At 29.2% G+C, this 12,804-nt stretch carries 10 protein-coding genes and 1 tRNA gene; 3 read left to right on the forward strand and 8 right to left on the reverse strand.

Annotation, left to right across the window (positions count from 1 at the left end):
* Positions 1 to 57: 57 nt before the first annotated feature.
* The 4 genes from Q0762_RS12915 to Q0762_RS12930 all read right to left on the reverse strand — a co-directional run bounded on the left by Q0762_RS12915 (position 58) and on the right by Q0762_RS12930 (position 5,006).
* Positions 58 to 2,505, reverse strand: a complete 2,448-nt coding sequence (locus Q0762_RS12915; RefSeq protein ID WP_298767366.1) for a DEAD/DEAH box helicase family protein — start codon at positions 2,503 to 2,505, stop codon at positions 58 to 60.
* Between the two features lie 47 nt (positions 2,506 to 2,552).
* Positions 2,553 to 3,770, reverse strand: a complete 1,218-nt coding sequence (locus Q0762_RS12920) for a site-specific integrase (RefSeq protein WP_298767368.1) — start codon at positions 3,768 to 3,770, stop codon at positions 2,553 to 2,555.
* Between the two features lie 195 nt (positions 3,771 to 3,965).
* Positions 3,966 to 4,039, reverse strand: a tRNA-Arg gene (locus Q0762_RS12925).
* 250 nt (positions 4,040 to 4,289) lie between these two features.
* Positions 4,290 to 5,006 carry a YebC/PmpR family DNA-binding transcriptional regulator gene (locus Q0762_RS12930; protein ID WP_298767370.1) on the reverse strand — a complete coding sequence of 239 codons (717 nt, stop codon included), beginning with the start codon at positions 5,004 to 5,006 and terminating at the stop codon, positions 4,290 to 4,292.
* Between the two features lie 161 nt (positions 5,007 to 5,167).
* Between Q0762_RS12930 and Q0762_RS12935 the strand changes: the two genes are divergently transcribed.
* A complete protein-coding gene (locus Q0762_RS12935; RefSeq protein WP_298767372.1) occupies positions 5,168 to 6,301 on the forward strand; it encodes a T9SS type A sorting domain-containing protein in 1,134 nt (377 codons plus the stop codon).
* A gap of 83 nt (positions 6,302 to 6,384) precedes the next feature.
* Here Q0762_RS12935 and Q0762_RS12940 read toward each other — a convergent pair whose 3' ends face one another.
* The 4 genes from Q0762_RS12940 to Q0762_RS12955 all read right to left on the reverse strand — a co-directional run bounded on the left by Q0762_RS12940 (position 6,385) and on the right by Q0762_RS12955 (position 11,727).
* Complete coding sequence (locus Q0762_RS12940) at positions 6,385 to 7,317, reverse strand: peptidylprolyl isomerase (RefSeq protein WP_298767374.1); 933 nt, start codon at positions 7,315 to 7,317, stop codon at positions 6,385 to 6,387.
* Between the two features lie 108 nt (positions 7,318 to 7,425).
* Complete coding sequence (locus Q0762_RS12945) at positions 7,426 to 9,006, reverse strand: hypothetical protein (protein WP_298767376.1); 1,581 nt, start codon at positions 9,004 to 9,006, stop codon at positions 7,426 to 7,428.
* Position 9,007: 1 nt separating this feature from the next.
* Positions 9,008 to 10,603 (reverse strand): peptide chain release factor 3, encoded by a 1,596-nt coding sequence (locus tag Q0762_RS12950; RefSeq protein WP_298767378.1) that lies wholly within the window; start codon positions 10,601 to 10,603, stop codon positions 9,008 to 9,010.
* Positions 10,604 to 11,031: 428 nt separating this feature from the next.
* Positions 11,032 to 11,727, reverse strand: a complete 696-nt coding sequence (locus Q0762_RS12955; RefSeq protein ID WP_298767380.1) for a peptidylprolyl isomerase — start codon at positions 11,725 to 11,727, stop codon at positions 11,032 to 11,034.
* 121 nt (positions 11,728 to 11,848) lie between these two features.
* Here Q0762_RS12955 and idi point away from each other — a divergent pair, with 121 nt between their 5' ends.
* Together idi and Q0762_RS12965 are read left to right on the forward strand one after the other, a co-directional pair.
* Entirely contained in the window at positions 11,849 to 12,379 is a 531-nt protein-coding gene (gene idi, locus Q0762_RS12960) for an isopentenyl-diphosphate Delta-isomerase (protein ID WP_298767382.1), read from the forward strand.
* 5 nt (positions 12,380 to 12,384) lie between these two features.
* Positions 12,385 to 12,798, forward strand: coding sequence for a 6-carboxytetrahydropterin synthase (locus Q0762_RS12965; RefSeq protein ID WP_298767384.1), 414 nt, complete (start codon positions 12,385 to 12,387; stop codon positions 12,796 to 12,798).
* Positions 12,799 to 12,804 lie beyond the last annotated feature (6 nt).

Genomic DNA, 12,804 nt, shown 5'->3' on the forward strand with positions numbered 1-12,804 from the left:
ACCCCTATCTTTTTCCAAATACATATATAGTCAAATGGAAAAAGGATGTGTTTTTTTTTATAAAATATGTTGTGCTAAATTTTTATAAAGAAGATTCTGTTCAGGTTCTAAACTTTTTTCTTTTACGAGATAAACTTTAGTTCTTTTCCCTTTTACACTTATCTCTTTTTTGGAATCAGCGTAAAACAACTTAATTGTAAGTTTATAAATAGTCATAATTTTTTTTGATGGTGTTTTTTCTTTTTGAAAAGTATTTTTTAATGGAAAAACCCCAGTACCTAACAAAGCATCATAAGTTAACAAGTAATCAATATCATTATTAAAATTCATTGTTTTGTATTCCTTTACAAATGCTTTTTGAGCTTTACTATGAATAAAATTATGCTTTTTATAGGTTTCAATATTTTGTTCTAAAACATCTTTTAGATACTTCCATTTTGCATAAATCTCAATAATTTCTATTTTGATTTTAGATAATTTATATTTTTCTATTTCGCTTACTAAAAATTTATTAGAATTTATCAAACAGGATTTTAGATATAAATGATATACCTCATCTTTGGTTGTAGACTTAGAATCAAAAAAAATAATTTTAAGAATATCCAGTAATACTTTTTCTTTATCTACAGAAATTAATTTTTTATTATCTAAAATGACAATAATCGTAGATAGGTATTTTTTGAAAAAAATTATTTTTTCAGAGGGCTTTAAATGATTATAAAAGTAATTTTCCTCTATAACCTCTTCTTCATAAAGTAGGTCATTAACTTTTTTATCTAACTGTTCATATTGAGTTTTAGAATCTAAGTATAATCTGGAAATAAAGTCAATATCTTTCAATCTACAATTTAAAAATTGATTAGTTAATGATGCCCATAAAATATACCCAGGTAAATCTCCTCCAAAAAATCTTTTAACAAGATGCTTTTCTCCTTTATCTAAATTAAATATCTCTTGAGTTGGAAAAAACAATCTATTTAACTTACTATTTCTATCTGTCTCATCAATTTTTCTGATTGCTGGTAATACCTCATTATATAGTTTGTTGTAAGTTTCTTTTAGCTCTAAACTTTGTTCATTAATATTTGAATAGCTTATAGTTTTTTCTCCATATTTTTTTGCTTTTTCAAATACATCTAAAATTAGTTTTTTTTGAGGTTCTGTATATTTACTAGGTAATGATTTTGACTCTATGCCTATTGGTAAAGGTAAAAATAAATGTATTTCCCCTTTTTTTCTTTGTCTTGCTAATGCTTGAACTATAGAATTAGCACCCATTGTAAAAATCCCTTTATTATCTATAAAATCAGCATTCATGTCTTTTGGAAATAAAATTATAAATGTATGCTCCTCATGCTCTATATTAATTCCTGTACTAAATTTAGTACCAATATTTATTTTGTCTTTATCATAACCTATAGTACCATCATCTAAATTAAATGGGTCACTAATGCTTTTATTTATTTCAACACCTCTACTCTCTAAAAGCTGACCTATTTTATGCTTTTTATTGGTTAACATTTCTGCTAATTTCCTTGAATAAACAAGAATATCAAATTTTTTACCTTTTTCTAATCTGTCTAAAATTAGTTCATATAAAGTTTCATCTTTTTCAATATTTCTATCTATATAGAAATTCAGAAATAAATCACTTTGCTTATCTTTAAGTGGCTTTCTTGTGGATTCTATAATTTTTACATTGTGGTCTGTAAACTCAGAAAGGTATTTAATTACTTCTTTTGAAGCTTCATTATAGGTTGCACTTATTATATAGTTTTTATAAACTAAACCATGGTAATTCCATAATTTACAAATAAACTCTTCTTTAAAATTATGAATCCCAGCATGAATTTCATCGAAAAGTAAAATCAGTTTTTTACCTGTCTTCTCACAATATCCTAAAAGTTTATTAAAATATTCTGTTTTGGGTTTAGATTGAAATAAACTTTCTACAGAGTTACCTAATAGAGCGTTTATAGTTAAGATATGAATATCAAAATTTCTTATATTGAATTTGCTTTGATGATTTTCTAACCATTTCTCATCATCAACATAACCCCAAGACTCTTTTTTAACTTCTTCCTCCTCTTTCTCTTTTTCTTTTAATTCCTCTTTTTCTCTAAAATATTCATCAATTCCTAACTGGTTAAAAATTCTACCCTTTGAAATTTCATTTTTTATACATTCTTCTTCATACTGCTGAATAAGACTTTTAAATGGTACAGCTATAACCACTAAATAATCTTTATCATCAGCAAATTTTTTGATGATTTTTATGATAGCCTTAGTTTTACCTTGACCAACTCCAGCATTAATAACAGTTGTATTTTTGTTTTGAAGGTCTTTGGTTAATATAGGAATTAAGTTATCACTTAAATAACCTTCATCATTTGGTTTAACAATTTCTTTAGGTTCTACATTGTAAACTTCACTATCAAAATCTGTGTGATTTATTTCTTTAAACTCAATTGGTGTGTTTTCAAAAAGGGAATTATCAAAATCCATATAAATAATTTAACTGTGCTATAAATGTATTACAACACAGTTATTAATCATCCTTTTTTCTTCAGTTTTTTACTAAGCTTATTCATTTGACTACTTACTTTATGTTGAACAACTTTAGCATAACTTTCTTGAGTAATACTCATTTTAGAGTGTCCTAATAGCTCAGAAACTATTTCCATTGGAATATTATTATAAAGTAAAATAGTGGTGGCAAAAGTTCTTCTTGCAAGGTGATGAGACATTTTTTTATCAATGCCAACTAACACACCTATCTCTTTAATATAAGAATTAAATCTTTGGTTTGAAATTCTTGGTAGTACCTCTTCAGAATCTGAGTTGAAATATTTCTCAATTATACTTTTAGCTTGAGGTAATAATGGAATTGCTATAGGTCTTTCTGTTTTTTGCCTAACCATATTAATCCATAAGTTTCCATCAAATCCCTCACTTATATGATGTGTTCTCAAACTTATCATTTCTGTGAAAGCTAAACCTGTATAACAGCAGAAAACAAACATATCTCTTACCTTTTCTAATCTCTTTTGAGAAAATTTATAGTGCATTAGATTATTCAACTCTAACTCTGTTAAATAAACTATAGTTCCTTTATACTTCTTGTTCTTATACAAATTAAAAGGGTTGGTTTGTAAATAATTCTCATCTATAGCAAACTGAATTATCTTCTTAAATCTCTGCATACTCCTATAAATAGTTGCTTGCTTTAATTTTACCTCAGTTTTCCAATAAAATTCTAAATCTTTTATAAACTTTAAATCCAACTGCTTTAACTTCATATCAGACCTCTTATACTTTACCCTTATAAATTCTGCAACCTTCCTTCTACTTTCTACATATCTGCTCCAAGAAAGCTCATTAAAATCAACCCCAATAAGTTTTTTAGTTTTATCATTATGTAAGTCATAAGCCCCAAGTATGGTAATTTCAGTTTTTACATCTTCTCCTTTATATTTCCTAAATATATCATCAACATCAAAGCTCTCTGGTAAAACTTGAAGCATTAAAAAAGCCTCATTAATTTTTTGATTTATGAGGCTCATTTGAGTGTTAATTATAGTATTATTTTTGTTTGGTGGTTTTGCCAATTGCAAAACATTGTCCCAATTTTCAGGATTAATAAAAACACCTGTTGAAAATACTTTTCTTTTTTGTTTATAGGTTATTCTACACCTTAATGGACATAGACCTTTTTTATTCATTTTATTCCTCTGTATAACAAACAATACAGTGATTTTATAATTATTCATATGTAATGTTTTTTTTAAAATTAAAAGTGGGTGCCTCCAAGATAAAATGGGTGCCTTTTAGTATCCCCAGAAAAGTGTAATTCTGATGATTTTTGAGATATAAATAAGAAGTATAATAATTGCCAAATATTGGACTAAAGTCTTACTGTTATTGACTGAAAACAAAAAACCACACTAAAAATAGTGTGGTTTAAGTGAGCCCTGAAGGATTCGAACCTTCGACCGCCTCCTTAGAAGGGAGGTGCTCTATCCAGCTGAGCTAAGAGCCCGTATTTTTTATGTTGTTACGACAACTTTTATAAAAATTAGCTTCTATTATTTTTTAATCTTTGGCTAAAAAAATAAATTTGAACTATTTGTATTAGAACTTAATTTTGCGTTCTCTGCAAAAGTGGTGCAAATATAAAATATAATCTATATAAAACAATATAATTTCACTAAATTTTAGTGTTTTATTTATAAGGATTTATAACTCGTTATAAGACAGAATTATATTGTTAAAAATATTTAAAATATTTGCTATTCTTCCATGGAGTGATATACATTTTGTACATCATCATCTTCTTCTAAGCGTTCTAATAACTTTTCTACATCTGCTTTTTGATCTTCACTTAGTTTTGTAGTGGTAGTTGGTATTCTTTCAAAGCCAGAAGATAAAATTTCCACATTATTTTCTTCAAAGAAAGATTGTATTGCACCAAACTGTTCAAAAGGAGCATAAATAATAATTCCCTCTTCATCATCAAAAACTTCTTCTACTTCAAAATCTATAAGTTCTAATTCTAACTCTTCCATATCCATAGTAATATCTTCCTTTTTAAGGGTAAAATTACAAGTATGGTCAAACATAAAAACAACAGAGCCAGAGGTTCCTAAATTTCCATCACATTTGTTAAACGCAGCTCTTACATTAGCAACAGTTCTATTGTTGTTATCTGTGGCAGTTTCTAACAAAATAGCAACTCCATGAGGAGCATATCCTTCAAAAAGAACTTCTTTATAATTTGCAGTGTCTTTATCGGTTGCTTTTTTAATGGCACGTTCTACATTATCTTTTGGCATATTTGCAGCTTTGGCATTCTGCATAACAGCACGTAATCTAGAGTTAGCGTCTGGGTTTGGTCCTCCTTCTTTAACAGCCATAACAATGTCTTTACCAATTCTAGTAAATGTTTTTGCCATTGCAGACCAACGTTTCATTTTTCTTGCTTTTCGAAACTCAAATGCTCTTCCCATTATTACTCTTTTTTTTAAATTGATTCTCTACAAATGTAAAAATTACATTGTGGTTTTACAATTTTTTGTAACCTTCATTTTAGTATAAAAAGTTACCTATAAGTAGGTAATTTATGAAGATGATTTTTCGCTAGTTTTATACATAATTTTAAAACTTATTTATGATGAAAAAAATTACGATTTTATTTTTGCTTTTTATAGGCCTACAATTAGTAGCGCAAGATAAACTAACCTCAATTTCAGAAGAATATTTTACTGATAATCAATGGGAATTGTTAAATAAAACAGCGTATTTATATGATGCCAACGGAAACGTTATGTCAGAAAAATATTACAGTACTAATGACACTGGAAACGTAGAATTATTAGAAACTACCAATTACATTTATAATGCAAATAATAAATTAATAGAAGAGCTTTATGAAGATTCTAAGAATGTATACAGTTATAACGCAAATGGTTTTTTAACAGAAGTTATATCTTATACTTTAGAAAATGGAGTTTGGGTTAAAGAAAATAAGTTTGAACTGGTATTTAATGGCACACAAATAGATTATTTCACTTCTTTTGTTTGGAATGGTCAAGCTTGGGTTGTACCAGAAGAAGAATCAGAAAGGTATACATATACTTATGCAAATGGGAACATCGTAAAAATTATTGATGAAGAATTCAAGAATGGTGTTTGGGAAGAACGTGGTAAGGAAGAGTTTACTTATGATGCCAATAATAATTTAACCAGTGAATTCTATTATAATAAAGAAGACAATGGTTCTTATACTGTAAATGAATTTTATAATTATAGCTATGATTCTAATAACAATATTATTTCAGAAAGTGGAGCTTACATAGATAGTAATGGAATGCAGGTAAATTTTGAAACAGAAAATTACACTTATGATTTATCTAAAAGTATGAGTGCTATTATAAATCCGTTTAAAAATAAATTTGGAATTGAGCTATTTCCAGATACAGATAAACATCACATTAATAAAATTATTTCAAAAACATCTCCTAGTTATAGAGTTATTTACAATTATAATGAAGCTACAGCAAGTGTTGATAAATTTGATAACATTCAATTTTCTGTATATCCAAACCCTACAACTTCAATTTTAAAAATTGATGACAGTAATTTTGAACTTAAAAACGTAAGTTTATTTAATGTTTTGGGCAAAAAAGTATTGTCTTCTTCTAAAAATGAAATTAATTTAGAAGATTTATCAAAAGGAATTTATCTAGTAAAAATTGTAACTCAAAACAATAAATTTTCAACAAAACGAATTGTGAAAAATTAAAAACGCATTCGTTTTTATCAGAAAACAAAAGCCTCGAAACAAATTTGTTTCGAGGCTTTTAAATTTTATTAGAATGTAGTTTATTATTTTACATCCATTAATTCTACATCAAAAATTAAAGTAGCGTCTGGTGGTATAACACCTCCTGCACCAGCAGAACCATAAGCTAGGTTAGATGGTATTACAAAACGGGCTTTGTCGCCAACTTGTAATAACTGAATCCCTTCATCCCAACCAGAAATTACTTGACCAACACCAACGTTAAAATCAATAGGTTGTTTTCTTTTGTAAGAAGAGTCAAAAACAGTACCGTCTAATAATTGACCTTTATAATGTACAGAAACGCCTGCACCTTTTGTAGCTTTTTTTCCGTCTCCTTTTTGTAATATTTGGTAACGCAATCCGCTAGAAGTTTCATCATAACCTGCAGCAACTTTGTCTAACATTTCTTTTTGTGCTGCTTTGGCTTCAGCTTCTCTTTTTTCTCTTGCACCTTCAAAAGTTCTAAAAGCCTCAATAGCATTAAAAGCTTCTGCTTCTGCACCAACTCTTATGATTTCTAAAGTTTCCAATATATCTCCTTGTGCAACAGCATCTACAACATCTTGTCCTTTAATAACAGAACCAAAAACAGTGTGTTTACCATCTAACCATGGAGTAGGAACGTGGGTAATGTAAAATTGACTACCGTTTGTTGCTGGTCCTGAATTTGCCATAGCTAATTTACCTGGAGCATCATGTTTTAAATCTGGATGAAATTCATCATCAAACTTATAACCTGGGTTTCCTGTTCCTGTTCCTTGTGGGCAACCACCTTGAATCATAAAATCTGGTATTACTCTATGAAATTTTAACCCGTTGTAGTAAGGTGTACCTTGTTCTTTAACAGCATTCTCTAAATTTCCTTCTGCTAGTGCAACAAAGTTACCAACTGTACCAGGTGTTTTTTCATGCTCTAATTGTACTAAAATTTCTCCTTTTGGAGTGCTAAATTTTGCGTAGATTCCGTCTTTCATTTTGTTTTACTTTTTTCTCGATTGCAGTTAAGAGATAATATTTTGTTTTAATTCTCGACTGCGCTCGAACCGATCTTTATTTGTACTCTATAAAATTTTTAAAAAAAATTACTTTTTTGCGTTTAAAATAGATAAGCTATAGGTTAGACCTACATTAATGTTTGTTGAATTTACATTTCCATAAGGAGACCACATTTGACCTCCAGAAACATTTAGGTGAAAATCATCTGTAAAATGATAATTAATACCTAAAGTTGGTCTTACTAAAATACCTTCACCAGAGTCCACACCACCACCGCCAGCAACACCAGCTGCAGCTTCTGCAAATACAGATAATTTATCTTTTATAAATCTATTAGACTTTACTCCTAAACCAAAAATACCATGTGCATAACCTCCAGATTTACCTAAATAGGCAAAAGAAGTTTCACCTGCCACATAAAACCTATTAGAAATATCGTAGTTTATTTTTATTGCTATTTGTTGTAAATCGTTTGCTGGCCTATCTTTTATGGCTACATTAAAGTAGGTTTGGTTTTGTACACCTATTTGCAATCCTTGTGTTTTTATTGTTTTAACCGCTTTTCCGGTTTTTGGGTTTTTAGAACCACCACTTAAACCAAAGTATTTTAAACTTACACCAGAAGTAATTGCTTCAAATGATGCGCCTATTGATCTATGATATCCAGCGTGGGCACTTAAACCAAAATGTTCTGAAAAACGAACATCTAGCCCAGTACTTGGGTACATGGTTAATCCGTTTTCTGGAAAAATTCTTCCACCAGCAACTCCAATACCCATCTTTGCAAAGAAATTTACATATTTAGTTTCAATAAAGTTTTTACCAACTCCAAAAAATAAATCCATAAAACCTGCTCTTAAACCTTTATACATGGTGTCTACATGCGTATATAAAAAAGTATTGCTGTTTAGGTAACGTTGGTATTCAAAACCAATAATGTAAAGCGTTTGTGTTATTGGGGTTGTATTATTAAAGTTGCCCAAACCGTCGTTTCTAGTTCTTCCCATAGGAAAGAAAAAATCAAATTTTACTTGCTGTACTGTTTTTACTGCAGATTTTCCCCAAAAAGGGTCTTTAGAAGCTACTACATTAAAGGTTTTATGTGCATCTTTATAAGATCCTGCTCTTATAGTGGTAGGTATTTCTATAAAAAAAGATACGTTTTCTCCGCCTTGTATGCCATCAAAAAAATCTACAATACCATATTGTACTCCAAAAGAGGCGTGTTTTGTTTTGTATTGCAAACCAGCATTTGGGTAAATAATTGCACCACCGTTTACTAAACTTCTAAATCCACCACCACCACCAAAGTGAACATTAGCATCAAAAAATAAATTCCTATAAATTGGTAGGTTTACACCTAAATTTACACCCAATGTAAATAAGCCTCCTTGGTCACCAATACTTGCTGCATGAAAACCAGCTCCAGTATATAACCAATTATTAATAGGAATGTTATAGTTTAAACCTAAAAAGCCCATTTTTGGTTTTAAATCGTAGGTAGAGCCATCTCCATATCTATAAGTAATATCTGGTTGATTTATAAAAATATGGTTTAAACGAATGTTATTATTTAATTCATAAGTATTGATATCATCAATAGTAAAATCTTGAGAAAAAATTTGTATTGTGGCTATAAAAGCTAAAAATAAGATACTTTTTTTCATTTTAATTATTTTTAAACTCACTTGTAAAATGCAATTTTACAGTTGGGTATTTACTTTGTGTCATTTGAATGGTAAACGCAGAATCTGCTAAAAATACCAATTGCCCTTGTTTGTCTTTCGCTAAATAACGTTGTTTTACACGTTTAAAATCTTTAAACTCATCATTTTTTGCATCTTCTGGTTCTACCCAACAAGCTTTGTGTACTTGTAAATTTTCGTAAGTACATTTTGCACCATATTCGTGTTCTAAACGGTATTGTATTACTTCATATTGTAAAGCGCCAACTGTACCAATTACTCTACGGCCATTCATATCTAAAGTAAATAATTGTGCTACACCTTCGTCCATCAATTGGTCTAAACCTTTGTATAGTTGTTTAGATTTCATTGGGTCTGCGTTATTTACATATCTAAAATGTTCTGGAGAAAAGCTTGGTATTCCTTTAAAATTTAATTGTTCACCTTCAGTTAAAGTATCTCCAATTTTAAAATTACCTGTATCATGTATTCCTACAATATCTCCTGGAAAAGATTCGTCTACAATTTCTTTTTTCTCTGCAAAAAAAGCGTTTGGACTAGAAAATTTTACTTTTTTACCATTTCGAACGTGCAAGTATGGCGAATTTCTTTTAAAAACACCAGAAACAATTTTTATAAAAGCCAAACGATCTCTATGTTTTGGATCCATATTGGCGTGTATCTTAAACACAAAACCTGTTAGTTTTTCTTCTTTAGAATCTACTAAACGCTCTTCTGCTTTTTTAGGTTGTGGTGATGGTGCAATTTCTATAAAAGCATCTAACAACTCTTTTACCCCAAAATTATTTAAAGCAGAACCAAAAAATACAGGTTGAAGGGAACCACTTAGGTATTCATTTCTATCAAATTCCGGATAAACTTCACTTACCAATTCTACTTCTTCCCTTAAAGTTTCAGCGGCGGTTTCTCCTATAATTTCGTTTAATTGTGGGTTTGCTAAATCATCAAATTCTATACCTTCAGATATGGATGTTTTATTATCACCAGAAAATAGGTTTAGTTTTTTTTCCCAAATATTATAAATTCCTTTAAAATCGTAACCCATACCAATTGGGAAACTCATTGGTGTAACTGTTAAACCTAGTTTTTGTTCTACTTCATCTAATAAATCAAAAGCATCTTTACCTTCTCTGTCTAATTTATTTATAAAAACTAGCATTGGTATGCTACGCATTCTACAAACTTCCACAAGTTTTTCGGTTTGTGGTTCAACACCTTTGGCAACATCAATTACTACAATAACGCTGTCTACAGCAGTTAAAGTTCTAAACGTATCTTCTGCAAAATCTTTGTGACCAGGTGTGTCTAAAATATTTATTTTTTTGTCTTTATAGATAAATGCTAAGACAGATGTAGCTACAGAAATACCACGCTGGCGTTCAATTTCCATAAAATCTGAAGTTGCGCCTTTTTTTATTTTGTTATTTTTTACAGCGCCTGCTTCTTGTATTGCACCACCAAAAAGTAATAACTTTTCTGTTAGTGTAGTTTTACCAGCATCAGGATGCGATATAATACCAAAAGTTCTTCTACGTTTAATTTCTTCTAAAAAGCTCATCTACAAATTTTGAGGTGCAAAGATAGGCTTTATTCTATAATTTTTAAACTGATTTTAAAGGTATACAAATAAAAAAGTTCAAGTAAGTGCTACAAATTTTTAAGATTAAATTTTTGTCCATTTTCTTTATTTTTAATGCTTTATGTTTTTTCAGAGGAAAGTAATAGTAATTTCTAAAAAAGGTGTAAAAATAAATGGAAACGAATTTTGACGAAACTTCTAACGGGTTTATCTAGTGTGAAGTTGATAAATTTAAAAAAGCTAATTTTTTGAGATGAATATCTCTTAAAAAAAACGTTATTCAAGATAAATATATCGAGAAAGTATTAATTGATAAGCCAAGATTGAATTACTTGCCAAAAATAAATTAAATTTAATCTTAGAAGGAAATGCTTAAAGGTAATTTTATGAAGCAATTATAAAGTTTGTTATTCTAAAATTTCAACCGTTATTCTTATGTCTTCCAAAGGCCATTCATCTACACCTACTTTTACTTTAGAAATTTTATCCATAGTATCAAAACCTGCAATTACTTCTCCAAAAACAGTGTGTTCGCCATTTAAGTGATGTGCGCCGTTTCTATTATGTACCATATAAAATTCAAAAGGATTAGATTCTTTTTCAGGATTTTCCTCCCAATCTCTAGCTGCTGCTAAAGCTCCATATTTATGTTTTCTATTTTTTTTAAACTCTGGTTTAATTCTATAATTACCGTAAAGTCTTCTCTGTTTTAAGGTATACGTTTCGTCTGAATTACCACCTTGAATAACAAAATTTTTGGCAACTCTATAAATTTCTGTGGTATTAAAGTATTTTATTTTGGTTAAAAAAATAAAATTGGCTCTGTGCACGGGTACATCGTTATATAATAGTAACTTAATGTTACCAAATTTGGTTTTAATAATAACTTTTGTCTCCTTATTTTTTTTGCCGTATTCCGTAAAAAAAGCTTCTACATTACTCTCATTAAGGCTATCCCAACGTTTTTCTACTTTTTTTTCTAATTTATTTTTTGTTTTGTCTAGCGTGTTTTCTTTATTGTTTTCTGTGGATGAGTTTTCTCCTTTACAACTTAAGAATGCACAAAATAAAATCACTAAACAGGTATTTAAAAATATTTTCATTTCGAAGAAGTCACTTTTTAGAAATTCAAAGATAATTCAACAATACAAAATACTAAGGCATTCCTATTGTTTTAATTTTTTTTTATGATTTATTGCAACATCATTTCCTATTTTTGTAATAATGAAAGAAAACGTAATTTTAGTAGATACTAATGATGAACCATTAGGTTTAATGGAAAAAATAGAAGCACATGAAAAAGCATTATTACACAGAGCTTTTTCTGTTTTTATTTTTAATGATAAAGGGGAGTTAATGCTGCAACAAAGAGCAGCGGGCAAATATCATTCTCCTTTATTATGGACCAATACGTGTTGTTCACACCAAAGAGATGGTGAAAGTAATATCGCAGCAGGTAAACGCAGGTTGATGGAGGAAATGGGATTTACCGCAGAGTTAAAAGAGGTTTTTTCTTTTATTTACAAAGCACCTTTTGATAATGGATTAACTGAGCACGAACTAGACCATGTTATGGTTGGTTTTTATAATGATGCACCTGTTGTGAATAGGGAAGAGGTAGAAGCTTATAAGTGGATGTCTTTAGAAAACGTGAAAAAAGATATTGAAGATAAGCCAGAATTATACACTGCTTGGTTTAAAATTATTTTTGAAAAGTCTTATGAAAAAATTGCGAATTATAACTTAACCAAATAAAAATTATGCCTAAAGTTACTGTTCATAGAAAAGCACATTTTAATGCAGCACACAGATTGTACAGAAAAGATTGGAGCGACGAGAAAAATTTTGAAGTGTTTAACAAATGTAGCAATCCAAATTTTCATGGTCATAATTACGAAATGATTGTTTCTTTAAAAGGTGAGATAGACCAAGAAACCGGTTATGTTTATGATTTAGGCATTTTAAAAAATCACATAAAATCTGAAATAGAAGAATGTTTTGATCATAAAAACCTAAATTTAGAAGTTTTGGAGTTTCAAGATTTAAACCCAACTGCAGAAAATATCTGTGTAGTATCTTACCAAAAGTTAAGAAAATTGTTACCTAATCATTTAGACTTAGAAATTACCTTATATGAAACTCCTAGAAATTTTGTAAGTTACGCTGGAGAGTAATTTTAA

The sequence above is a fragment of the uncultured Polaribacter sp. genome (assembly GCF_947495205.1).
In the GTDB taxonomy this organism is placed as follows: Bacteria; Bacteroidota; Bacteroidia; order Flavobacteriales; family Flavobacteriaceae; genus Polaribacter.